We start from the raw sequence: 25,330 nt of genomic DNA, 5'->3' as shown, positions 1-25,330 counted from the left end.
TTTATTAAATTAACTAATTTAATAATTTTGGTTTACTTTGTTTTGATTTCGTCATATAATCGTATCGAAATGAACCAAAAGGAGATGAAGAATGTGAATACAATCCTCATTACAGGAGCTTCTTCAGGGATCGGAAGAGAAACCGCGCGGCATTTTTGGGAGAAGGGTTGGAATGTCATTGCTACCATGCGTTCGCCCGAACACGAAACGGAGTTTACCGGACAGGAGCGCATGCTGGTCACGAAACTCGATGTCACCCGGAACGATACCATCCAATCGGCCGCTCAAGAAGGAATTCGAGCGTTCAGCAAAATTGATGTCCTGCTGAATAATGCAGGTTACGCGGCGATAGGCGCATTCGAAGCTGCGACGGAAGCCCAAATCAAGCGGCAATTCGATGTCAACCTGCTTGGGGTCCTTCGCACGACGCAAGCTCTTCTTCCCCATTTCAGGCAAAGCGGCGGCGGGACGGTTATCAATGTATCCTCCGTAGGCGGAAGAGTGGCTTTTCCGCTGCTGTCGCTGTATCATGCGAGCAAATGGGCCATCGAGGGCTTTTCGGAATCCCTCTTTTACGAGATGGCTGCCCATCAAATCAAGGTGAAGCTCGTAGAACCCGGCAACGTGGCCACGGATTTTACCGGACGCTCCCTCGATCTGCTGACCGATACTTCGCTGGATGCTTATGCCTCGTATACGGAAACGGTTCTGCAAAAACAGATGAACAGCTTTGACGTCCATGCTTCCGAGCCGAAGCTCATAGCGGAAACGATCTTCGAAGCGGCAACCGATCCGTCCGATCGCCTCCGTTATCTGGTTGGCGCCGATGCCCATTACCTGATGGATCTGCGAAGCAAAACGTCGGATGAGGAGTTTATGGCAGGCATAACGAAGCAGTTCAGCTGAAGATCAGCAAAGACGCAAGCCGCCCTACAGCCTTATTTTCCAGGCTGGGGGCGGCTTATCAAGATTAATGGCTGGATGTCACCCGCTTCGCTCGGCCTTCTCCACGTACAGGAGGCAGCAGGGACAGCAGGCCCAGAACGGCTAGCAACGCGCCGACCCAAAGCGGTGAAGCCAGGCCCAGTCCAGCATCAATTGTCAGCCCGCCTAAAGAAGACCCGACCATGACCCCCAAGCTGATTACCGAGCTGTGAATCGTCGTAACAATGGATCCCGTATCGGCTACGCGCGTTACCCGGGTAGCCATCGCAGGGTTCATCGGCACGCCAACCAGACCGACGATCACAACCGAGATCACGGCGATCGCGGGGCTGTGAACGAACAGGCCGAACATCACGAGCGCAGCGGTCAGTGCGGTCAAGCCAATCGTCAGAATCGGCATCATGTAATGATCCGCCAGCCTGCCGGTAACGATGTTGCCGATGACCGTCGCGATGCCGTAAACGCCGAGCAGCATGGGTACGGCCTCAGCACCGAAGCCTGACAGATCGGTGAGTATCGGGGAAAAATAGCTGAACGCGGCGAAGGTCCCCCCGATGATCAGCATGCTGGTGGAGTATGCCGCCCACAGCCTAGGATTCTTAAGCGCGCCAATCTCCTCCCGAAAGCTGATCTTCTCGGACTTCGGCAGGGACGGGATCGTAAATAGGCCGATAAGTCCCGATATGAGCAATAGAATCACAACCGCCCAGAAGCTCGCTCGCCAGCCAAAATGCTGTTCGATCCAGATTGCAAGCGGCAGGCCGATGGCGGTGGCCACCATCAATCCGCCTAGAACGATCGAGGCTGCACGTCCTCGGGCACTCGGGCCCACCAGGCTGAAGCAGATCGTCAGCGATATGCCGAAGGCCGCGGCGGAGGATAGGCCGGTAATGATCCGGGCCGCCATCATCACCTCATAGCTTGGAGCCACAGCGCCAAGCACCTGACCGGCCAAGAAGATGGCGGAGACGATCATGAACGATTGCTTTCGCGGCACTTTCAGCAGGACAGCGGTCAGCAGCGGACCTCCCACGATCATCCCCGCGGCATATGCAGTGATCAAGTACCCGATCGCTGCCACCGATACTTGGAATTCCGCAGACAGTGCAGGCATGATCCCCGCGACCATGAACTCGGAGGTCGTCATGGAGAAAATCATAAGACCCATAATATAAATGGATAACGGCATTCAAATCCACTCCTTCACAAACATTTTTGTAGTGATCGGTAAAAAAATCGGTCGGTCATCGTCTATGCCGCACCAAAGCTCTTATTGGCGGACATGGGCCCACTCGGGCTTTCACTCGGAACTGTACCGGGACTACCTTCTTCGCCAGACATTAATGGCTTCTACCGGCATTATCTTCTTCACCAGACTTTATAGGGCTTCACCGAACCATTCACCGAACCTCTTAGCGGGCTGACACCGGACCGTCAAACGTTTTCTGGGAGCTGCTTTATTGGCAGCCTCAACTTTTTTACTACAAAGTACAAAATTGATGTAATTAAACGTCTTTATCGCCGCCCGCCCTGCCTAAACGAAGCCTGTAATGGCTGCTGGACGATGCTGGCCGGCCTCAACGTCCGGAAAATGCGCTATGCTGTTCTCACTCTAAACGGCTCCTTTCCTAAGTTTCCAGCTAAATTATATATATTTTGTAACGATCGGTCAATAAGCTTCGCCAGCATAATTCCGATCTAAGGAAGGCCCCATTTATCCCGTCACATCCCAAACGCGAACAACCTCGTCTCACTTACTGTAAGACGAGGTTTCCGCGTTCCGCTCCCGGCTTACGCCTGCACTTCTTGCGCAGCGTCCAACAGAACGGCGTTGATCCCGTTCAGGAAAGCGAGCGCGCTGGCCTTGATGATATCCGTGTCCATCGCGCGGCCGGAATAGCTTTTCCCTTGATACTCGATTCGGATGTTGACCCGGCCGATGGCTTCTTTACCGCGGGAAAGGCTGTTGATTTTGTAATCCTTCAGCTCAACGTCCAGACCAACGATCGTCTTGATGGCACTGTACAGCGCATCGATCGGGCCGTCTCCGACCGTGCTGTCCTGCACCATCTCCCCGCCTTTTTTCAGCTTGACCGTAGCGGTAGGATGCAGAGCGTTCGTGACAACCTGGAAGGAATCCAGCTCATACAGATGGCTGCCGGCGTCTTCGTAAGTCCGGTGATGCGTAACCAGGTAAAAGACGTCATGGTCGTACACTTCCTTTTCGCGTCGGCCAACTGAAGGAACTTCGCGAACAGCGCCTCGAATTCCTCGCCCTCGCCTGCGTCAAAGCCCAGCTTCTCGACCGCGTTTCGGAAAGCGTGTCTTCCCGACCGGGCCGTCAGAATCAGCTCCATGCTGTCGGCGCCAACCTCCTCCGGCGACATGATCTCATACACCTGCTTATCCTTAAGCAATCCGTCCTGATGGATGCCGGAGGAGTGGGCAAAGGCGTTCTCGCCCGTAATGGCCTTGTTCACCTGCACATCCAGCCCCGTCAAATACGTCAGCAGGCGGGAGGTCTTGATCAGCTCCTTCGTCCGGATGTTCGTGCTCGCGTTGAAATAATTCTCCCGCACCTTCAGCCCCATCACCACTTCCTCCAGCGATGTATTGCCGGCGCGCTCTCCCAATCCGTTGATGGTGCACTCCACCTTCTCGGCGCCGTTCTTAACGGCTGCGAGCGTATTGGCCGTAGCGAGTCCCAGGTCATTATGACAATGAACGCTGAGTATGACTTGATCGTTCAGGTTTTTGAGCCGCTCGTTGATTCGGCGAATCAGCTCGCCGAACTCTTCCGGCACGGCATAACCGACCGTATCCGGGATGTTGATCATCGTTGCCCCCGCCTTGACCACCGCTTCGATCGTTGTCCACAGGTATTCGAAGTCGGACCTGGAAGCGTCCTCTGTGGAATACTGCACCTGCGGCAGCAGCGTTTTCGCATATTTCACCGCATCGACGCCCATTTGCAGCACCGCATCCTTGGAGCGGTTGAATTTCTTCTCGACATGGATATTCGAGGTTCCGAGCACGATATGAATCAGCGGGTTTTGCGCCGGCTTGATGCTTTCGTACACCGCGTCGATGTCGCTCTTCACGGCCCGCGCCAGCGCGGTAATCGAGACGCTGTCACCTACGGTTCGTGCAATTTCACGGACGGATTCGAAATCCCCGGCCGACGAAGCGGGAAAGCCCGCTTCAATGATGTCCACGTTCAGCCGTTTCAGCTGCTGGGCGAATTCAATCTTCTGGTGCACGTTCATTTTCGCGCCCGGTACCTGTTCTCCGTCGCGCAAGGTTGTGTCAAGAACGATAATGCTGCGTGTCATTTCTGATTCCTCCCTGGAAAGTTATCGTTGATCTATATCTATTTCAAGCGGGGTTGGTTAAACCCGGAATTTAACCAACAAAAAAACCCCGTCTCTGCTATAGAGACGAGGTTGAACCCGCGGTACCACTCTAATTCATTTTACAAGTAAAATGATCTTCTTCGATGGCCATCACCATCTATCCCTGTAACGGTGGAACTCCGGCTTACCCTACATTGTCAGGCAGCTGTTCATAGACGAGTTCAAAGGGAACGACATTACCGTTTCGCACCTGCCAACGGCTCTCTGAAAAGTCATTTCACTTCTACTATTTCTAATCGAAACATTTGGATTATGCGGTTGAATTGATAACTATGTTAGGGAATGAGCAGCGATTTGTCAACCCTTTATTTCCCAATTGGTTATACCAATGAGTGTGCCGGCAGCAAGCCGGATTTTCTCACATTGTCCAGGAAGTCCTGGAACTCCGGAATATTCAGCTGCTGAGCCGCATCGGACAGAGCGGTCGCCGGATCGGGATGAACCTCCACCATGACGCCGTCCGCGCCGGCAGCGAGGGCCGCTCTTGCACAAGGAGCCAAAATATCCTTGCGTCCCGTAGAATGCGTAACGTCTACCAGCACCGGAAGGTGGGTTTCCTGCTTGAGGATCGGCACCGCCGAGATATCCAGCGTGTTTCTCGTGGCCTTCTCATAGGTCCGGATTCCGCGCTCGATCAGCATGACCTGCGTATTGCCGCGGGATACGATGTATTCGGCGGCATGCACGAATTCATCGATCGTTGCCGCAAGCCCGCGCTTCAGCAGAACCGGGGTCTTGACGTCGCCCGCTGCTTTGAGCAGCTCGAAATTTTGCATATTCCGGGCGCCGATCTGAATGACATCGATATAGTCGCAGGCAAGCTCGATATGAGCCGGATCCACGATTTCGCTGATCGTTTTCAATCCGAATTCGGAAGCGACCTCCTTCAAAATTTTAAGCCCCTCGACGCCCAGGCCTTGGAAATCATACGGCGACGTTCTCGGCTTGAACGCCCCGCCGCGCATCACGGTGATGCCCGTTTCTTTCAGAGCCTTCGCGACCTGGCGAACCTGCTCGTAGCTCTCGACCGAGCATGGTCCAGCAATCATGACCGGCGTTCCGCCGCCAATGACCGTATCCCCAAGCTGGATCAAGGTGTCCTCCTTCTTCTTCTTGCGGCTGACGAGCAGATGCTTCTTGTGGTCGACCTGCTGCAGCTTCAGCGATGCCTGGAAGATCTGCTTGAACAGATGCCGCACCGTTTCGTTGTCGAACGGGCCGTGGTTGTGCTCGACCAGGGCATCCAGCATTTTTTTCTCGCGTACCGGATCGAAATTCGGCACTCCCTGCTTCTGCTTCTCCTGCCCGATCTCTTGGGCGAGGCGCGCCCGCTCCGACAGCAGCTCCAGCAGCTGCAAATTCACGGAATCCAGCTCCGATCGCAATTGCTCCAAACGTCCTTGACTCATATCGAATCTCTCCCTTATGTGTATGATTTGAAATAAATAAAAAAGACCCCCCGCCGCAAGGGACGAGGAGTCGTGGTACCACCCTTATTAGATATGCGAAAAAACCGTTGCTTCTTCGCTTATCTCACTTGAACCTCTTAACGCGAGGGCCTCGGGTAAACCTACCGCTTCCCATTCTTAGGAATGCAAAGCTATCGGAATACCGGCTCCGGAATGAACTTCGGCGGAGAATCTTCACCCGGGCGCTCTCAGTCGGTGGCGGCCCTTTCCTGTCAGGAAGCTTCTGTCGCTTACTCTTTCCATCATTGCTTGTCGCAGCATGTCTTATGAATTTATAAAGCATTGTATTACACACGACAAAGGAATTGCAAGAGTATATTTTAAAGCTTAGGTGCTTTGGTGTGGTGAATCGCCAAATACAGGGCAACGGACTCGAGGCCAGGCTTTGTGTTAAAAAGAAATGCCGGCGGGCTCCGCCGCTTCCCTGTACATCCATTTCCCGTTGGTGAAATCCGGGATCGCTACGGCGGCGCTTCCAAGCTCGATCGATTGTTCGGACAGGGCGGTCACCGCCATCCAGGACGCCATATCATAGACGTCGATCGGCATCTCCCTTTCCTGAAGAACACTCTCCACAAATGCGCGGAGGCACAGATAGTCCATCCCGCCATGGCCGCCCCGCACGCCGTCTTGCATGTATTCGGCCCACAGCGGATGCTCGTATTCCTGAAGGTAATGGGCGAAGGGTTCCCACTCATGGAGCGGACTTCGTCCTTCCAGGTGAATGACGCCTCCGTCCTCCATCCAGATGCCCCGGGTTCCCTGAACCCGCCCGCCGCGGGAATATGGACGTGGCAGCGACGTATCGTGGGTCAGCAGAATGGTCTCCCCGTTCGCACATTGAATCATGGTTGTTACGACATCGCCAAGGGCCATGTCCGTCCGCGCCACGGGATGGTCTTCGCCCAAATGCCGGCGGGCCCAATCCCTTACGCCGCGCGATTTGGTCGCCATGGAGGACAGCTTGGTCATCCGGTTTCCGCGATTGATATTCAGCAATTTAGCGGCAGGGCCCAGACCATGCGTCGGGTACACGTCGCCGTTGCGGTGCAAGTAATTGTGGATGCGATAGTGGCGGTTCTCCATTCCTTTTGCAACCTCATCCCGGAGATCATGCCCGTAAGCCCCTTGACAGTGGATCAGCTCGCCGAACACCCCCTGCCGGACCATATGCAATAGCGCCATTTCCTCCCGGCCGTAACAGCAGTTTTCCAACAGCATGCAAGGCGTGCCGGTCGCTTCATACGCGCGCACGAGCTGCCAGCATTCCTCCAAGGAAGCGGCTCCCCCCACTTCCGACGCCACGGCCTTGCCGACCTGCATGGCCGCTATGGCAATCTCGCTGTGGCTGGTCCAGGATGAGGCGATGATGACCGCCTCAACATCCTCGCGACCGATGACCTCGCGATAATCCGAGCAGCTGGCTGGGGCAGGTCTGCCCATATCGGTTACCACTCTCGCGGCCTCTTCAAGCCGATCCTCGTAAAGATCGGATATGGCCGCAATTTCCACGTCCGGCATTTCTACAAGCAGCTCGAGCAGACTTTTGCCGCGCTTGCCCAGACCGATGAAGCCGAGCCGCAGCGATTGTCCTCCCCTGCCGATCATCCTGTTCATATTTCGACTACGCTCCTTTTCGATTGACAGGCTATGGATGCTTCCTTAACCTGCATCACGTAAAATGCTGTTCTCCGCGTTTCCCCTCATCGGCTTGAATATGCCGACCTCCGCGTAATTATTCCATTGATTCGAGGTATTGCCCGTGCCGTTAATGCGGATATACCTCGCGGTGACTTCCGGAAAAAGGAACACCTCCGGTTCGGCCGTCAGTCCCGAGCTGATCCCCTCGGCATACACCCGCTCCCAATGAGCACCATCGACGGAAACATCGATAGTGAAATAGGACTTTCTCGTATTTCCGCTGAAAAACGCGATCGATACCGCTCCAACCTGCTTGGACTCCCCAAGGTCATACTGAATCCACTGCGGTCCCTCCGAGGTCCAGCGGGTAATCATGTCTCCGTCCAGCGTTTTATCGGGCGTATGGCCTTGGTTCGCCTGCGGGACTGCGCTGGCCGTGACCTCCCGGACCGGCAGACGGAAGCCCGGAGGGGGATCGCCGATCAAAGGTCCGACCGTAAAGGCAATCGTATATCGGTTGCTCACTTCCGGCCTCGACGGATCGGTCACGTCAATATAGGTTTTTCCCGGAATACTTTCAGCCGTCTGGACCGAAACCTCATGACCGGACACCGCCTCGACCTTCGGCACCTTCGACCGCTCCCCGTACGGCACTGTCCATTCGTAATATGTGCGCTGCGGGTCAAATCCGGCAAGAGGGACCCCGTCCACGAGGATGGATTCGGCTTCAGGCAGCGGAACCTTCTCCGGCAGCGGACCATCCGGGATCGTCCAATCATCGAGGCTGCGGACGTCCGGAGACCCTTCCGGCAGCGGTGCCGAGGCTGTCAGCGGAACCATCCACAGGGACAGACGTCCTCCGGTCACGCCCTCCATATGAACGGCCAGCTTCCGGATGCCGTGATTGACGGTTTGCCCCGAAGGATTCGGCGTCCCTTCCAGCGGCTCAGCCTTCATCGCACGAAACGCCGCTCCCTCCGGAGCGTCCAGCATCCGCACGTACAATTTCTTATCGTTCTGTGTCAACACGGCCTCTTGTCCGCTGCCGAGCACATCGATCTCGGCTTCCGTGTGCATGAACCAATACAGCTCGGACGGCGACTTGAGCTCGAACTCGTCTTGAACAATCAGTTGCTCGCGATCGCCGGTCAGCATCAATCCCCGCTTGTAGGACCATGCATCCTTCGGATACCGCTCGGTCAGGTCGATCACGCCAAATGCGCCGCGAGGCTTGGATTCGCTCCGGACAAGCGGTGCCTTGGCGTCGTAATCCTGCATAAACACAGGGTTTGCTCGCGGATTGATGACCATGACGTTCTGCCCCTGCGCACCTTTGCGGTAATAAGTCCAGCGTTGACCGCCGGCATAATCCCAGAAGCCGGGGAGACTGTAATTCTCCATCCCCAGATCGGTTGCCCAGCGTTCTCCCAAGGCATCAAATACGAAGGTGCCGGCGTCCATATCGATATGGCTGAGCAGCGTATCGTTAAACCCCTTAATCGAGGCATACGCATCGTTCAGATTGGACCAGCCGCTGCGCATGGATATCGATTCGATTCCGGTAAATACCCGGTCCAGCCCTGCCGGCTGCTCGTCAAACATGCCCGGGCGGTAGAACAGCAGATAGTACGGGGAAAAAGCCCCTTCCCGCCGGGTCAGCTCTCCCGCATACCAGGCGTAATGCGGCTGATCGTAGAAATCGGCCATCCAGAGCGTTTGGGGATGCACGTTCGGCGTTGCCGAATCGTAAAAGTTAAAAAATCCTCCCGGCCCCCATAAATGCAGCGGATATTCCCCCGATGCCTTCACGCCCTTCAGCTCCGCCAAACCATAGTCGGTTCCGAGCGTATTATGCATTGCAGCAATCTTATAAATAAGGAACTCGGTACCGTACTGCCAATAATGCGGCCCTTCAGGCCATGAGCCGTCCTCCGCGAAGAATCGAAGCGTATTCTGCAGCTTTCCGTAGGACCCCCGGAGAATTTCCAGTCCGGCTTGAGTCGCTTTCTCGTCATCGCCGAGCATGGCTAGCGCCGCAACGGCAAAGCTGCCGTTATCCACGAAATTGATGTTGTTGAACTCCCCGTTATGGGTGAATTCCCCACGGTACCAGGAGAGCGCGTGACTGAACGCATGCTTCATGACCGCCTCCCGGACCATGCTCCGCTGTTGTTCCGTCATGGCGTCGTACAGCCAGTCGTAAGCGAACGTAAATCCCAGCGTCATATACGTTAAGGAGAGCATATTGTTATAGCGGCCTCCCCAATCCGGGAACGCCGCGGCGGATTCAAGTTCCTGCACGGCCCGCTGTGCGTAAACCTCATCCCCGGTTAGCCGGTACATCATCGCCGTACGGATCAGTAAATCCCGCACATTGCTGTTGCTCCCCCCGTTCGGAAGATAACCGTACGGCTCCGCATCCAGCAGCCGATCTGTTTCCCGCTTCAGCTGCTCAAACCAAGCCGTGACGTATTCATCCTTGCCGATCAGGCTGCGGGTCAGAGAAAAATCCTCCGCATTCGCCAGAACGCGCGGATGGACGCCTTCGTTGCGGCTGGATGCAAGCTTCTCCATCAAGTCTGTCTCATCCGGTATAACAAAGATATAGGCCTTGCCCGCAGCCGATTTGCCCGACGCCGTCGTCGCCGTCACTTCAAATGAATCGTAGCCCACATCATTCGAGGCAGGCGTATAAGTAAACGAACCGTCCGAAGCGAGGGACATCTCGCCGCGCGGAGCGCCGGCCAGCGTCCACTCCACCGCCTCCTCCGAGAGCAGACGGCCTATCCGCCCTTCTAATGGCGTGTTCTTCCCGGTGGAGTACCACAGGAGGTCAAGCACGGGCGGCCCGTCCTTCGGCAGCACCTCGATCATGGCCGCCGCAGCGGCAGGCCCTCCCTCCGTGCCGTTAGCCACAAACAGGAAGGAATCCGGGCCGGCGTAATCCCGGTTCGGGTAATAGCGGAACGAACCGTCGGAAGAGACGCTTACCGTGCCGTGGCGGGGCGCAGCGGCCAGCTCAAAAGAAACGGAGCCGCCGGAGGTGCCGGAGCTGTCCGCAGCGGTCAGCTGCCCGTCCAAGACGCCGTTTTCATTCACGTTGCCCGCATAGGGCTCGGCGGCCAAGCCTGGCGGAGTGTCTACCGTGACCACGGCCTGCCTCGTTATGCCCGACGAGTGGGAGGCGGCGGAAATGACCGAATAACCCGCATGATGCGCCGTTACTTCTCCCGTCTGATACACCGATGCCGCGACCGTGTTGGAGGAGCTCCACTCCAGGAAGGTATCGGACGCATTCTCCGGTGCAAAGGATGCCTGAATGCGTCCGGCTTCGCCCGCTCTCAAGCTGATGATCTGCGGATCGAGCGTAAATTCCTCAAGCGGGACATATTCCCGAAGGGAAAGCTGGTCGAACCATACTGTGCCCGCCGATTTTTCCAGAAACGCCTCCACCTTTCCCTGCGGGCTCGCATCCATATCGGAAGCGACATGGATGACATGGCTGAAGCGGGTCCAATCCCGGGTTCCCTTCTGCCCTTGGACCGCATAGCTGATGCTGCTCGAGCCGTTCCGCTTGTACTGAAAGCGTACCACGACCTGATCCGTCACCTGCTCGAGCTTATACATGCCGGTGAGCAAGTAGCTTTTGCCGGCTTCAATCCCTGCCGCAGGCAGCGTAATCGCTCCCCGGTCGGTGCCGGAAGCGGTGCCGGAAATGGAAACCGAGCGGCTCCCGCTATAATACACGTCCTGATCCACCGCAAACACCGGGTTTCCGGCCGCCCTCCATTCGCTGACATGCTCCGGCGCGACCTGGTTCAGCCAAGTGGACTTGGCCGTTACGGCTTCAAAGTCCGAATTCATTAGCAAATTGCCGGCCGGTACGGCCCCCTGAGCCGAAGCAGGCCTTCCCGCCGCAGGAAACACCCCCGCCGTAAGCGCGATGACCAGAACCATGGACAGCCAGCGCTTGAAGTTGAAGCTCATCATCCATTCCTCCCTCTCTCAAGGATTCACTTCGGGTTTATCGTTCCATCATGCTTGCTTTGATCTGCTCGTTAAGCGTACTTCTTATATCCAGCAGCCATCCCGCATCCCGCGGATATTGCTCAAAGGACAGCGGCGCCTCGAGCGCCCCCTCAATCATGTTAAGAACTTCGTCCCTCCCGATGGTTTGCTCCAGCAGCTCAAGCGCCCTGAGATCCTGCAGCGCTTCGCGGAATACCTTTATCCGTAAAGAGCATACGGGACCGTCCTCGCCCGGATATACCAGAAAGGCATCGCCGGATGGATAGCCGATATCCGCATCGGTGGTCAGATAGGGGTTCACCGGCCGCTTCGAATATTGGGAGTTCCAGAAATTAAAGCCCCAATGAAGGAAGCCCTTAATCCGGTACTTATACAGCTGCAGCCCGAGGATGCGGTTCCGCTCGGACGGAAAGGTGAAGAAGCGGTTTGCCACCTGTTTATATTGGCTGCAGCAATAATAGGTCCACAGGGGGGCAACGCCGGATTCCAGAAACGGCTGAAGCTTGTCCGTCGCCGGAATCGGATTCGGGACCAGCCCCTCCTTATAAAATGCATAATCGGACAATGCGTCGATCCGGGGATAATCTCCCACCGCTTCATCCATCATTTCCGCCGCTTTCCGGTAAGTTTCCAAGTGCTCTAAATGGGGCTCGTCCGATACATGGAAGAATATCCTGTCCTCAATGCCAAGCACTCGGATCAGCTGCACAAGCTCCTTCAAGAACCGGGTTAGGAATTCCCGATACTCCGCCCCAAGCGCATCCGTGTCCCAGCCAAAGAGGCGCTTCGTCTCCCCGTCCTCCCGAACCATGATTTTCGGCGCATGAGCTGCTCCCCACTGGGTAAACAAATGCGAAAATTCGAAATATTCGATGCCAAGCCGCAGCCCCATCTTGATCCAGCGCTCCAGCTTATCGAAGCCGAAAGCATATCCGTCACCGGACTTCTCCACATCCACAAGCTGGACCGTCAGCCGCTCTCCTCCTACGGCGGTGTCCAGCGGCGGCGTGAACAGCGGAGTTAGCAGCATATTGATGCCATGCTCCGCCGCAGTCTCGACGTACCGCTCAATCAAGCGCCAATGCTCCTCCGAAAACACCTCCACCCCGTAAAATTGTGCCAGACCGTCACAGTGGAACCATTCCGTCCGGATCAGCTGCTGCTTCGGCAGGGAAGCCGGGATCACATCCACTTCAAACCGTTCCCCCCCAAGCTCATCCCCATGCTGGGAATAAAAAATGACCTCGATGGCATGAATGCCGGGCTCGGCCCGCTCCGTCACCTGAACCTCCAACCATACGGACCGCCACTGATTTCCCGGGGAATGAACCCTATTCTCCGGATCCAGCGGGTATAACGGATCGGGGTAGAGCCCCGGAGTCGACCGCAGGATATGCCCGTCATGGTCCGGATAAATCGGAAATTCGGACGGGACCAGCCCGACCGAATAGACCGATACAGATAACCCTTCGGGGGCCTTTGCTTCCACGCGCATATCCCTCTGCCTCTCTCTTGTGCGATAGGCGGTTTGAAAGGCTACGATTTCCCGCCGCAAGGCGCTTGTCCGTCGATATGGCGGATCATTTAATTCCGAATCCGCAAACACTTTGGACAACGAACTCAGCGCCCGGGTCTCAAGCCCGCTGTCGTTCATACCAGTACCCCGCTTTCCCTTTGATGCTGCGCATCAGCGCTTCCAGATAAAAATAATCGCCCCAAATCATATAATCATCAGGACCTCTCCCTCCCCGCACATGGTACGATCCGTGCTTCAACAGACCTTCCGCACCGTCGTCATCCAGGGTTGCGCAGCGTTCCACCAGCGCTTTCAGCAGACGATCGGCCGCGGAACCGAGCTCGGACCCGATCGGGTCGTCTTCTTCCAGCAGCGAGCGGATTTCCAGCATGCCGCAGACGGCAATGGCTGACGCCGAGCTGTCCCGAGGCGTCTCATCCGCGATCTCCGCGTCAAAATCCCAGTATGGAATTCCATCCGACGGAAGGCGTCCGATAAAATACCGGGCGGCTCTTATCGCGGTCTCAAGATAGTCTGGATTGCGGGTATAGCGGTAGGATAACGCGAACCCGTACACGGCCCACGCCTGTCCCCTGGACCAGGTGGATCCGTCATGATACCCCTGATGCGTTCCGCCTCCGATCGGAATCCCGCTCTCCTCCCGGAAATAAAACGTATGATACGACGAATCATCCCCCCGCATCAGGTAGCGGCGGCTTTTGTCCGCCTGGTGCTCCGCGGCCTCACGGTACCGCATGTCGCCGGTCTGCTCGAAAGCCCAGTACAGCAGCGGCAGATTCATCATGCAGTCGATGATGATTCGCCCGCCGTTTTGCGGGTCGCCTTTCGGTCCCCATGCCTGCAGGTAACGTCCTTCGGGGCGCCAGCGAAGCATCAATTGCTCCGCCGCCTCCAGCGCGAGCGTTCTGGCAGCCTCGTCCCGGTCGATGATCCATGCCGCCACGGCGGAGGGCTGATACAAAAACCCGATGTCATGATGATCCAAGTTCCGGCGGGTCACATGCAGCCGTTCCCGAAAGCTCTCCACCTGCATAAGCGCCGCTTCCCTGAACTCTTCTTTCCCGGTGTACTCGTAGCAGAGCCAGGTCATCCCGGTATAAAATCCCTCGATCCAATCCCGGTTCTCCCCCCATTCATACCTCTTGTCCGAGGTAATGTGGGGGAACAAGCCGGGGGCACGACGAAGGCTGCCAAGCGTCTTCTTCCATGCGTCCTCCATAGCCTGCTCCCACATGCCGTTTCCCCTCCTATTCCTTGATCGCGCCGACCATGACGCCTTTGACGAAATATTTCTGCAAAAACGGATACAAGAACAGGATCGGCAGCGTTGCAACCATTACGGTTGCATACTTGATCGTCTGCGCCACGGGCATTCGGTCTCCCCCGCCAACCGAGGTCATCATGCTGTTCGTATCGTTCTGGACCAGTATCTCCCGCAAAATGAGCTGAAGCGGAAACAAATCCCGATCTCTCAAATAGATGAGTGCATCAAACCACTTATTCCAATGCCACACGCCATAGAACAGAATCATGACGGCCATCACCGGCATCGACAGCGGGATGACAACCCGGCATAGAATCGTCCAGTCATTGGCCCCGTCGATGCGGGCCGCCTCTTCTAGCGATACCGGCACGCTTTGGAAAGCGGTCCGCATTACAATCAAATTCCAGGTGGTCATGGCACTCGGGATAATTAATGCCAAATAGGTATCCGTCAAGCCCAGTCCTTGAACGATCAAATACTTGGGAATGAGGCCACCGTCAAAGAACATCGTCAACACGATCAAAATCATGATCAAGCTGCCCCACATCACGTTCCGGCGTGATAGCCCGTAAGCCCCGAGCGCAGTCATCACCATATTAAGCGTCGTTCCTGCGATGACATAGAACAACGTGTTCAGATAACTGTTTAGAATGTTCGGATTCTCAAACACCATTTTGTAGGAATCCAAGGAAAATCCGGCCGGCCACCACAAAATCCCCCGGTGCTGCACGAACTGGTTCGGATCGCTGATCGAAGCGAACAGCACGTAAACGATCGGGTACAGCGTAACGGCCGACAAGGTGAACAGCAGAACGACATTGGTTATATCAAACGCATGCTCGCCAAAGCTTTTTTTATGCACCATGCTGTCTGCCCCCTTCTACCACAGCTTCGTATCGGAATAGCGTTTGCTGATATAATTCGCTCCCAGCAGCAGCGCCATGTTAATGAGCGAATTAAACATGCCCACGGCTGCGGCGTAGCTGTAGCTCGCCTCCAATATCCCCTTGCGGTACACGTATGTGCCGATGACATCCGCCGTTTCGTACGTAGACGGATTGTACATCAGCAGAATCTTCTCATCCTGCAGCACCATGAAGCTGCCGATCCGCAAGATGAACAAAATGATCACCGTCGGCATGATGCCGGGCAGCGTAATGCGGAGCATCTGCTTCCAGCGGCCGGCTCCGTCCACTTTAGCCGCCTCGTAAAGCGAAGGGTCGATGTTCGAGATTGCCGCCAGATATATGATCGAGCCCCAACCGACGCCCTGCCAAATCGCCGAAGTCGTAAAGAGCGTCCGGAACCATTCCGGGAGCCGCAGAAACGGTATCCCTTTCCCTCCAAAGAACTGGATGATCTGATTGATCAGTCCGTCCGTCGACATGAAATCGACCATCATCCCCACCACGACCACGACGGATATGAAATGGGGGATATACGTGATGGATTGCACGGTCCGCTTAAAGAAGCGGCTCCGCACTTCATTCAGCATAAGCGCCAATAGGATGGAGGCGGGAAACACGAAGATCAGGTCATACAAGCCGAGTAATACCGTATTTCGCAATACCCGCTCAAAGAAAAAACCGGTGAAAAAGTCCTGAAAATGCTGAAAGCCTACCCACTCGCTATGCCAGATGCCTTTGCCCGGAGAAAAGTTCTTGAAGGCGATCTGAAGCCCGTACAGCGGCCCGTAATGAAAGATGGCATAAAAAGCCACGACGGGCAGCAGCATGAGATAAATCAACCGGTTGCGCCGGAAATCCTTCCTGACTCTCACGCCGAAGGGTTGGCTGATTCGGGCGGATGCTGCATCCTTCCTGCCTAACTCCACAGCTGTCCCTCCTTTATGCTATTTACTAAGGTTGACCGGAACCCATATATCGGCGGTCCCGGCTTCTTGATTAAAACAAGCCATTGTTAACGGCTGTTATAGCGGTCCAGCGCGGCCTGCTGAATGGCGACGGCCTCTTCGATTCCCATGCCTTTAATCGTTTCGACGAAGGCTTCGAATTGGTCGATCGGCTCCACGCCCATGATAAATTTGTTCAGCATTTCGTCGTAGTAGGTTTTCACATCGTTCATGATGGATGCGTACCGGGCCGATTCCTCTTCATTCGGAGAAATGACCGGCATCAAGCGGTCGTTCTTGGCATTCATCCAGGCTTCGATGGCCGACGCTTGCTGCGGCAGCGAGGAATACTGCTCCATATACCTGCGATCCTGGACGAACGGACCGGAGTATCCGGCCATCGCATACTGCGCCAAGGCCTGCGCAATCGGAAGACTGTCGTTTTTCGTGATTTGCTCGGTATACGTCGGGTACCCGTCAACCATCTCGTAGCTTTCTCCCTCGATGCCGAAGTTGAACAGCAGTGATCCTTCCTCCCCGTATTTGTAATCAAGCCATTTGACGGTGGCCTCCGGGTTCTGGTTTTTGGATGTGATGGCGGCGCCGTACCCCGTAAACGGAGAATCCTTCTGGCCCAGCGGCGGCGTCTCCCCCTTCTTCAAGGCCACGTTCGGCGCGCCGGCAAGATCAAAGCTGCCGCCCTTCCCTTCCATCATCTGCAGATAGCGGCCGATGCCGCTGCCCGTATAGCCGGTGAAGGCGCCCAGCGTGTTGTTCGTAATTTTGGCGTCCCACAGATTGGAGTCTCCGGAGAGATAATCCGGGTCGATCAGGCCTTCGGCATACCACTGGCTCATCGTTTGCAAAAATTCCTTGAATTCCGGCTGGATCGGACCATATTTTACGACCCCGTCCACTTGGTAAAAGGAGTCGGTGATCCCCCATGCCCCCAGAAACGCCTTATTCATAGAGAGCTGCCCCGGATCCAGGCGAAGCGGGATTTCATCGGCCTGTCCGTTCCCGTTCGGATCGTCGTTCTTGAAAGCGGTCAGGACCGTATGCCACTCTTCGATCGTTTCCGGCATGCCGAGTCCCAGCTTGTCCAGCCAATCCTGGCGGATGATCAGGCCGTTGTAGGTCAACAGGTAGTCGTCGCCCCGCAGAAACGGAAACACGTATATATTTCCGTCGTCCGAAGTAATCATTTTGCGATACTCCGGATTTTCGTCGAGCACCTTTTTTAAATTCGGGGCATGCTGATCAATAAGCTCATTGAGGCGAATCAGGGTGCCGTCTCCAATCAGCTTGTCGGGACCGCCCGAAACGGCGGACCAGTTGTGCTCGATCACGTCGGGCAGATCGCCGGACGATACCATGATGTTGAAGGAGTCCTGCTCCGAGCCTGCCGGAGGGTGCTGGAACTGCACCTTGGTTCCCGTAATTTCCTCCAGCTTTTGATATGCCTTGATCTCACCGGCATTTTGAAGGGTTGCGGAAGCGTTGGAATTCAACGTTACCCAATACGTCAGACTTTCCGGATAGCCCACCTCCTTCGGTGTCCCTTCCTGCTGCGTCTTGGCCGGATCGGCTTCGCCGTTTTGGTCGGAAGCGGCTTTGCCTCCGCCTCCGCTGCAGCCCGTTAATGCCAATACAAATGACATTATTAAGGAAACAAACATGACATTGCGATTTTTCATTTTAACCATTCCCCCTCCTCGTTGTTCATCCTGCGAATATCGCTCCCCTTATCGGGTTCCCCTTGAATTTTAAGGAATGGCGACGCTTTCGTATATTGCCAAAATTTCTTATAGCGTTTACATTTCTTCAGAATAAAGACCTAATTTTTAATGTTTTGTTTACAATTTTAACGAAATTTCACAATAACCTTCACGATATGTAATCTTTATTAACTTATATATAACAACTTGGAGCTCATAAACAGAAAACAAGCAGCTGTGAAACAACTACTTGTTTTCAACCAATGTTTTGTATTTACCCGGCGTGATTCCTTCATGCTTTTTAAATACGCGTATGAATCCGACATCATTGTTGTATCCGACGAGGCGGGCGATTTGGGATATGGTAATATCCGGGTCGCTCATCAGCTCCTTGGCCTTTCGAATGCGGATCTGGGCGAGATAGTCCGACATGTTCATGCCGCTGCTCTTCTTGAACAGCCCGGACAGATACTGCGGCGTAATTTGAAAATGCTCCGCAACCGCGGCCAGGCTCAGCATGGCGTCATCCGCGTTCTGCTCCAAATAGGCCTTGGCCTTATCCACGACCGCCGATGCATTGTTTATACGTTTCTTTCGCACCTGCTCGCAAACCTGTTGAAAGAGCGACGACACAAAGGCATACATATCCTCGACGCTATCCGCTTTGTTGATGACCTCCAGCGGTTTCAACCCGGGTTCGAACAGATCCTCGTATTTTAGATTCAGGGCGTTCAAAAGCTTCAGCAGCGTGCTGAGCAGATTGGCGAACAGCAGCCTCGCCAGCTCCGGCTCCTTATGCTCCATCTCTAAATTGCTGCGATATAGGTTTCCGATCAGCTGCTCGACCTTTTCCGTTTCCCCGTTCTTCACCGCATGAATGATCTGAACCTCGGTGTCCACCGGGAAATCGTAGACCAGTCCCGACCTGTGCTTCATATCATCATAGACGAGCACGGACCGGTTCTCCGTGAAAATGGAATAATCCAGTGCTTTCATGCTTTCGTCCATACATACGGGTACCTGTTCCATGCCCGAGTGAAGATCGCTCAAGGCAACGATTACGCCGGTCTCGAACTGCCCGCTGATCAATTCCTGGATTTTCCCCAGCCATTCGTACAGCGAAGCTTTATGTTGGTGATCCTTCTCGGAAACATTGAGTATGACGGCAACCAGATCCTTGTCCAGCTCCACGCAATGAAAGCAGTACAGCGGGTGGTCTTCCACGAGCTTCCCTGTCAGAAACCGCATGATCGCCCAGACCCTCTCCGTCTTCTCCTGTTCCTCCGCCCCCATGCCGCACAGCTTGATCAACGCCACGCCAAAGTAAGCATGCCTGAACTCGATCTCCATGAATTCCAGCGACTGGTCCGATACCGCTTGGGCATCCACATGACCTTTCAGCAGCCGCTGCAGGAAGTGGGAGCGGATGACTGGCTTCTGCTCCTTGAGCCTGTCGTTTATTGCATCCTTCTGGACAAAAGCGTCCTTCACGGCGGTCTTGATGAATTCGTATTCGTTGCCGTAAGCGGATGGGTTCGGCTGCTTTTTTTCCGAAATCAATCGGATGATATCCCGCACCGGCTGATACGCCCGATAGGTTAAGAACGCGCAGGCGCCGATCCCCCCGACTAAATAAATGAACAGCACGCTGAGCGCCCAGCTTTTGACGGTTCCTACCTTTCCCCAAAATACCTCATCCGGCACAGCGGACACATACTCCCACCCGCTGCGGGCGGAATGTGCCGACACGCTGATCGTGCTCGGACTCCCCTCCTGCATCGTCATAAGGCTCTCGCCGCTTCCCGTATGCAGCAAAACCTGACCTTCGGCGTTCTTAATATAGATCGTCCCTTGATTCGACCGGGTGATTTCCTCCAGCCACGTATGTATCTGCCGTTTATCGATTAACATCACCAAAGCGCCTTCGGGAGCGCGTCTCTCCCCCGACGGCAACGAGTGAACGTAGGTCAGCATTTCCGTTTTGTCATCGGGCCGGCCGATGGGTTCCACCGGCAGAAACGAATTATAATGAGGAGCATTCAATATTTGGTCCTTCCACTGCTCATACGTCATGCCATTGTATGCATACAGGCTCGAATAGAACAATTGGGCATTCGTTTTCAGCCCCGGCGTCAGGACGATGTCGCTGTTCCGGAAGTAGATGTACAGCTCGCGGACAAAGCTGTTGTTGTTTTTGTACCGCTGTATTTCCTCCATGAAATTGTAGAAGGCATAGTTCTCCTTGCCGTTCGTGATGCCATCCACGCTTAAAAGCGCTTTCATATCTGGATGGGACGTAATGTTGCGTGAAAGCTGGTACATCTCCTCTAGTTTGCTGTCAACAATCTGCTGCGCCTGCTGAATCAAAGCCTGGTTCAGCTTATTGGCGTTATCTACCATGACGCTCTCGATTCGATTATAGACTGCGGCAAAAACAAGCCCCGGAAAAAGCAAGATCAATAAGTACGACAGCAGCAAAGTCATAAACACTCTTCTGCGCATGAATCGTCTGTCCCGCATCATTGCCGATCCTGCCATATCCCATCCACCTCCATCGTGTTATACCTAGCATCATAACGCAATCCTTTCAAGATCGCACAACCAATCTTAAATATTGATAGTGCACTTTCAAATTATATAATGCGTTTTTCATGTTTAAACGAGCCTTCTGTCCTGTATACGGCTCCCCTTTGTTCCTATTAGCAAATAAAAGCGGGAGCCAAACCGCTTCGAAGCCATGAAGACTTCATTGGCCCCCCTCTTTAGTTTCGTATGGTCAAAAAAAGAGACTCCCGCCGCGAGGGACGAGGAGTCGTAAAATAACCCTGTTAAAGAATTTATAAGGTGCCGCGTTGCTGCCGGGGATGCGATACGTCTTGCCCGCTCCGCTTTACAGGGCTCCCCCAATATGTGAACAGCCGCCACACATATTCCAATGGCCCGATTGGAAACCGTCTTAGCCATACTATACTGAATACGGTTTGCAGCGTGAAGATGACGATAACCAGCAGCATTTGCATAGCCGGCGGCACTTTGCCGAACCAGCCAAAGCCGTAGCCGTAGAAGATCAATCCGCAGATAACGGATTGAAGCAAATAATTAGTGAAGGCCATTTTTCCGGGATGGGACAGGATGCGCAGTTTGTTGCTCCAGCCTCTTTTCTGGTATAAAAGTGCGAATGCACCGATATAGGCCAGCGCCACCAGCGGCGCCCCCACGAACAGGGAGGCCGCTTCGACCCAGGACGGAAGCCCTTTCGCCAGCGACATCATCACTTGAAGCGGAAGGCCGATGAGCGCCCCAAGCCAAATCAGTCTTGCTATAATCTTACGGTTTCCGTTCGGATCATGAAGAATCCGCTGTTTGCAGAAGTAAGCACCCAGCAGAAACATCCCGAGAATTTGCGGATAAAAGACGAGCATGTTGAACAACGAGGCGATGTAATCGTTGATGCGTTGAACCGTGATCTGAAGAAACGTACCCTCGCCGTAAATGGCCGCATCGCGTTCTTGAAAGTAAATCCCTATCCGATGGGCATCCGCCTGGCTAATCGGCTCGAATGCTTGGCTTCCGTTGCCGGGCGACAGCAGGCTGGCTCCCGTCAGCAGGACAGGAACGATCAGGAGCAGCGCCGCCGACCAGATCAGCAGCGTAGGCGGCTTGCAGCGCTGAAACAGCAGCAGCGCAAATCCCAGAATGGCGTAATGTGTCAGGATGTCGCCGTACCAGATCAGCAGGCCGTGCAGCAGCCCGAACGCCAGCAGGGCCAACAGCCTGCGGATGTACAATCGATGGAAGCGGCTTCCTTTTCTCCGGCTGCTCTCCTGCATTAGCACCATGCCGAAGCCGAACAGAAAAGAAAAAATCAAGATGAACTTCCCGTCGATCACAATGCCGCGCAGCAGCATCAGTCCTTGATCCAGCCATCCGTTCCATAATTCGATGCCGAAGGAGATCGTCTGCAGCGAGGTCGTAAAGAACGTAATATTGACTAAAAATATGCCCACTAATGCCAACCCTCGCAAACTGTCGATCATCGTCAAGCGTTGTTGCGAATTCTTGTCCATTCATTTCCCTCCTTACCCATGTATTCCAAGGTTAATGTACAATGATAAAGAATCTATAAAGTCCGCTATTCTGTTGCCGGATCTATGTTTTTGTTCAACCGGCGGGGTATTCTTTATTCTTTCTTTAGAAAATCCATATAGACTATGAAGATCCTGATTCTCGCAAGTCTAGCGATTGGAGGAAAACAACAACATGAACGGATTAAACGAGACGATTCTGCTTATCGACGACGAAGAGGACATCGTTTCATTTATACGCGACGCGCTTGAACTCGACGGCTACCATGTGCTGACTGCAGTGAACGGGCACGAAGCGCTCGCCCAATGTAAGCTTGAGCCCTCCCTGATCATCCTGGACGTGATGATGCCCAATATGAACGGCTTTGAAGTATGCCGCGTGCTCCGGGAAACGATGACCTGCCCGATCGTCTTTTTGAGCGCAAGCCAAAGCGAGGTAGACCGCATTCGGGGCTTGGCAGCCGGAGGGGACGATTATTTACTGAAGCCGTTCAGCCTTGCTGAGCTGAAGGCGAGAGTTCACGCCCATCTCCGCCGGGAGCAGCGGATCCGCACGCAGAAGGAGCAGGGCATCCTCCGCTTTCCGCCTTTAACGGTCGATTGCCTCGGCCGCACCGTAACCTGCCGCGGACAGGAGATCGTTTTGACAAACAAGGAATTCATGATTCTTGAGCTCCTCGCCATGCATCAGGGACAGGTTTTTACGCGGGAGCAAATCTACGAGAAGCTGTGGGGATATGATGCTGAGGGCGATGACGCCACGATCACGGAGCATGTCAAAAAAATCCGCTCCAAGCTCGCCGCTGTATCCGGAGAAAGAACCTATATTCAGACCGTATGGGGCATCGGCTATAAATGGGAAGTGAAAGCATGAAGGCGCGGTCGATCAAGAGCACGTTCGCCCGTCATTTCGCCTCCATCCTGACATGCAGCTTGCTTGCGACGCTTGCAGCATGGGGGCTGCTTGTATTGCTCTTCAATTATTTATTCAACCAAGGCGTCCTGCTCCCGGCGAATCACTATGAAGCACAGATCCCTGCCATCTCTGAGTTTGCGCGAACGAACGGCGAATCGATCATGAACGGTCAGGGACAGGCTGAGCTTAAGCGACTCATCCCTTCCGAGGGGTTGTCTTATAGGGTCATGGCTATATCAGGCGAACCATTATACGGAAATCTTACGCTGAAGGAGGAGCACAGCCAGCAGGACTTGGTGTCCCGATTGAATAAAACGGAAAGCGGCGTCAACCAAATCATTCAGAACCTTCCGGTGCTTTCGGACCGTGGCGAGCTGCTCGGAGCGCTGCTGGTCGGCTATTCCTTAAAGGTAAGCGCGGCGGATCCCTCGTTTAATCCGTTCGTTCCGCTTGGAATGTTGGTTTTTTTCCTGACCCCTTTCCTATTCATCACCATCTTCACGTACCTGTACGGCCGGCGGTTTAGCCGGCGCATCGGCGGGCCGCTTCAGCAGCTGCTTCAGGGAGCGGAACGGATCAAGGCCCGCGATTTGCAATTCGCCATGGACGGGGACTCTTCAGTGATCGAGGTTAACCAGCTGGCACACGCATTCGAGGACATGCGCCGGGAGCTTGCCCGCTCCATCGAGCGGGAATGGCAATTGGAGCAGGAGCGAAGCACGATGCTGGCCGCGCTGGCCCACGACCTGCGCACGCCGCTGACGATTATTCAGGGCCACGCCGAAAACCTGGAGCGGATGATTGGGGAGGAGCATGAGGAGAAGCGGAACCGGTACGTTCAGGTGATCAAGCGCAATACATCGCGTGCTGCGAATCTTTTGCAAGACATGAATGCGATCACGGAAATGGAGCAGGTATCCTTTCGCCTGAACCCGGTTGCGCTTGACATCGGGGAATTCATGGATGAGAAAAAGGCTGATTACGAGGCCCTGTGCAGCCATAAGAACATCTCATTTCGAACGGAATTCCAGGATGAACGGACCGCCAAGAAGCTTCCCGTCGTCTTCGATCCCGGCCGGATCATCCAGGTGCTGGACAATCTGGTCGGGAACAGCATCCGGCATACGCCTGAAAGCGGGAGCATCCTATGGCGTGTGGAAATTGCAGATACGCAGATCACCATGGAGGTTGCGGATAACGGCACCGGATTCGCCGAGCAAAATCCGGAGCAGACGTTCAAGCCGTTCTATCAAGGATCCGGCCGGTCCGCCAGATTAAAGGGCCACTCGGGGCTTGGCCTGTATATCGCCAAGCTGCTGGTTGGGCATCATGGCGGGACTATCACGGCCGGCAACCGGGTGAACGGCGGAGCCGTAATCCGTTTCTCACTGCCGCTCGGAGGAGTGCAGTCCTCCGGCGTACAGCAAAAGGACATCTCCTAAATCCGCACGGATTTAGGAGATGTCCAAATTGGAGAACTGACTAGACCTTAAGCCGATAGATCGCTTTATTGTCCAGCCCCCGCACCATCTGCGTCCACGGCTCGCTCTCGGCCGTCGTATCGAGCGCATCCTCTACCATCTGCAGCTTGGCGTCCAGCAGGTCGATATGATGAAGCGCGACCGCTTCGGCGGTCTGCGGCTGAACCGGGCTTCCCCACTCTCCCAGATTATGATGCGACAGGACCAAATGCTGCAGTCCAAGTACGACCTCGGATTCAAGCGGAATATGATGCGCGATGGCGGCCTCGACGATCCAGTTGGATGCCAGGACGATATGACCGATCAGCTTGCCCTGATTGCTGTAGTCCGTCACGACGCCCATCTGTGCAATCATCTCTTCGGGTTTCGCGATATCATGCAGAATGATGCCGGCCTTGATGAGATCCGGCTTCAGGAAAGGCCGCTGCCTGCAGATGAAATCGCCAATCTCGAGCATGCGCACAATATGGTAGGCCAAGCCGGCAAAATAGGCGTGATGATAGGTTTTGGCAGCAGGATAATGCATCAGCTTCTCCTCCACCTTGTCCACGCAATACTGTACGATCAGCTTGACTTCCGGATTCGAAATATCCTGGATTGCCAGCTTGATCGTATGCAGTAAATCAACGGGCCGAATGGGCGCAGCCCTGACATAATCGGTGATCGATACCCCGTCCTCTTCGGTCGCTTTGCGGATCCGGCTGATTTTTACCTGTGGCTGATCCCGGTAGCTTAGGACGGTTCCCCGGATTTTGACCAGCTGCATTGGAAAGAACGTTTCTTTATCCTGAATCGACACGTCCCAATACTTGGCTGATATCTGGCCGCTCGAATCCGACAGGATGATGTCGAAATAGTCCTTTGGCGGCGTGCCGTTCGTTTGCCTGAGGTTGAGCTCCTTCAATAAGTAAAATCCAACGAATTCGTCTTGTATGCTAAGTTGATTAATGGGCTTCATCTGGTTCCTCCCCGAAAATCTC

General features: G+C 54.7%; 15 protein-coding genes, 1 pseudogene and 1 other annotated feature. Of the genes and pseudogenes, 3 read left to right on the top strand and 13 right to left on the bottom strand.

Going from position 1 to position 25,330, the window contains the following annotated elements; translation table 11 throughout:
- Nucleotides 1-93: 93 nt before the first annotated feature.
- Nucleotides 94-906, top strand: a complete 813-nt coding sequence (locus tag BBD41_RS21880) for an SDR family oxidoreductase (protein WP_099478714.1) — start codon at nucleotides 94-96, stop codon at nucleotides 904-906.
- A 64-nt stretch (nucleotides 907-970) separates the two neighbouring features.
- Here the strand turns inward: BBD41_RS21880 and BBD41_RS21875 are convergent, their stop codons facing one another.
- The 12 genes and pseudogenes from BBD41_RS21875 to BBD41_RS21820 form a co-directional block, all read right to left on the bottom strand.
- On the bottom strand, nucleotides 971-2,134 hold the full coding sequence (locus BBD41_RS21875) for an MFS transporter (RefSeq protein WP_077567639.1): 1,164 nt from the start codon (nucleotides 2,132-2,134) through the stop codon (nucleotides 971-973).
- A 602-nt stretch (nucleotides 2,135-2,736) separates the two neighbouring features.
- A pseudogene (locus tag BBD41_RS21870) lies at nucleotides 2,737-4,277 on the bottom strand (2-isopropylmalate synthase).
- A 98-nt stretch (nucleotides 4,278-4,375) separates the two neighbouring features.
- Nucleotides 4,376-4,607, bottom strand: a binding site (T-box leader).
- A 71-nt stretch (nucleotides 4,608-4,678) separates the two neighbouring features.
- Nucleotides 4,679-5,767, bottom strand: coding sequence for a bifunctional 3-deoxy-7-phosphoheptulonate synthase/chorismate mutase (locus BBD41_RS21865; protein ID WP_077567641.1), 1,089 nt, complete (start codon nucleotides 5,765-5,767; stop codon nucleotides 4,679-4,681).
- A gap of 450 nt (nucleotides 5,768-6,217) precedes the next feature.
- Nucleotides 6,218-7,444 carry a Gfo/Idh/MocA family protein gene (locus tag BBD41_RS21860; RefSeq protein ID WP_077567642.1) on the bottom strand — a complete coding sequence of 409 codons (1,227 nt, stop codon included), beginning with the start codon at nucleotides 7,442-7,444 and terminating at the stop codon, nucleotides 6,218-6,220.
- Nucleotides 7,445-7,489: 45 nt separating this feature from the next.
- On the bottom strand, nucleotides 7,490-11,458 hold the full coding sequence (locus tag BBD41_RS21855; protein WP_077567643.1) for a discoidin domain-containing protein: 3,969 nt from the start codon (nucleotides 11,456-11,458) through the stop codon (nucleotides 7,490-7,492).
- A gap of 34 nt (nucleotides 11,459-11,492) precedes the next feature.
- Nucleotides 11,493-13,151 carry a DUF4091 domain-containing protein gene (locus BBD41_RS21850; protein ID WP_099478713.1) on the bottom strand — a complete coding sequence of 553 codons (1,659 nt, stop codon included), beginning with the start codon at nucleotides 13,149-13,151 and terminating at the stop codon, nucleotides 11,493-11,495.
- Nucleotides 13,132-14,268: a glycoside hydrolase family 88 protein gene (locus BBD41_RS21845; RefSeq protein WP_099478712.1), complete on the bottom strand. Its 1,137-nt coding sequence runs from the start codon at nucleotides 14,266-14,268 to the stop codon at nucleotides 13,132-13,134. Before BBD41_RS21845 ends, BBD41_RS21850 begins: the two co-directional genes overlap by 20 nt.
- A 13-nt stretch (nucleotides 14,269-14,281) precedes the next feature.
- Nucleotides 14,282-15,163, bottom strand: coding sequence for a carbohydrate ABC transporter permease (locus tag BBD41_RS21840; protein WP_077567646.1), 882 nt, complete (start codon nucleotides 15,161-15,163; stop codon nucleotides 14,282-14,284).
- A 15-nt stretch (nucleotides 15,164-15,178) separates the two neighbouring features.
- The gene (locus BBD41_RS21835) at nucleotides 15,179-16,132 is read right to left on the bottom strand and encodes an ABC transporter permease (RefSeq protein WP_077567647.1); all 954 of its coding nucleotides are present in this window, start codon (nucleotides 16,130-16,132) and stop codon (nucleotides 15,179-15,181) included.
- 86 nt (nucleotides 16,133-16,218) lie between these two features.
- Nucleotides 16,219-17,847 (bottom strand): extracellular solute-binding protein, encoded by a 1,629-nt coding sequence (locus BBD41_RS21830; protein ID WP_099480736.1) that lies wholly within the window; start codon nucleotides 17,845-17,847, stop codon nucleotides 16,219-16,221.
- Between the two features lie 267 nt (nucleotides 17,848-18,114).
- Nucleotides 18,115-20,406 carry an AraC family transcriptional regulator gene (locus tag BBD41_RS21825; RefSeq protein ID WP_099478711.1) on the bottom strand — a complete coding sequence of 764 codons (2,292 nt, stop codon included), beginning with the start codon at nucleotides 20,404-20,406 and terminating at the stop codon, nucleotides 18,115-18,117.
- 299 nt (nucleotides 20,407-20,705) lie between these two features.
- Entirely contained in the window at nucleotides 20,706-21,935 is a 1,230-nt protein-coding gene (locus BBD41_RS21820; protein ID WP_099478710.1) for a DUF418 domain-containing protein, read from the bottom strand.
- Nucleotides 21,936-22,128: 193 nt separating this feature from the next.
- On the opposite strand from BBD41_RS21820, the gene BBD41_RS21815 reads away from it, so the two are divergent.
- Together BBD41_RS21815 and BBD41_RS21810 are read left to right on the top strand one after the other, a co-directional pair.
- Nucleotides 22,129-22,827: a response regulator transcription factor gene (locus BBD41_RS21815; protein WP_099478709.1), complete on the top strand. Its 699-nt coding sequence runs from the start codon at nucleotides 22,129-22,131 to the stop codon at nucleotides 22,825-22,827.
- Nucleotides 22,824-24,311 (top strand): HAMP domain-containing sensor histidine kinase, encoded by a 1,488-nt coding sequence (locus BBD41_RS21810; protein WP_099478708.1) that lies wholly within the window; start codon nucleotides 22,824-22,826, stop codon nucleotides 24,309-24,311. The genes BBD41_RS21815 and BBD41_RS21810 overlap by 4 nt, the downstream gene beginning before the upstream one ends.
- A gap of 40 nt (nucleotides 24,312-24,351) precedes the next feature.
- On the opposite strand, the gene BBD41_RS21805 is transcribed toward BBD41_RS21810, so the two are convergent.
- A complete protein-coding gene (locus BBD41_RS21805) occupies nucleotides 24,352-25,308 on the bottom strand; it encodes a 3'-5' exoribonuclease YhaM family protein (RefSeq protein WP_077567652.1) in 957 nt (318 codons plus the stop codon).
- Nucleotides 25,309-25,330: the final 22 nt, after the last annotated feature.

The organism is Paenibacillus ihbetae, from assembly GCF_002741055.1.
Lineage (GTDB): Bacteria > Bacillota > Bacilli > Paenibacillales > Paenibacillaceae > Paenibacillus_AQ > Paenibacillus_AQ ihbetae.
The sequence above is the reverse complement of the archived record's forward strand: the minus strand, read 5'-3'. Positions and strand labels throughout refer to the sequence as shown.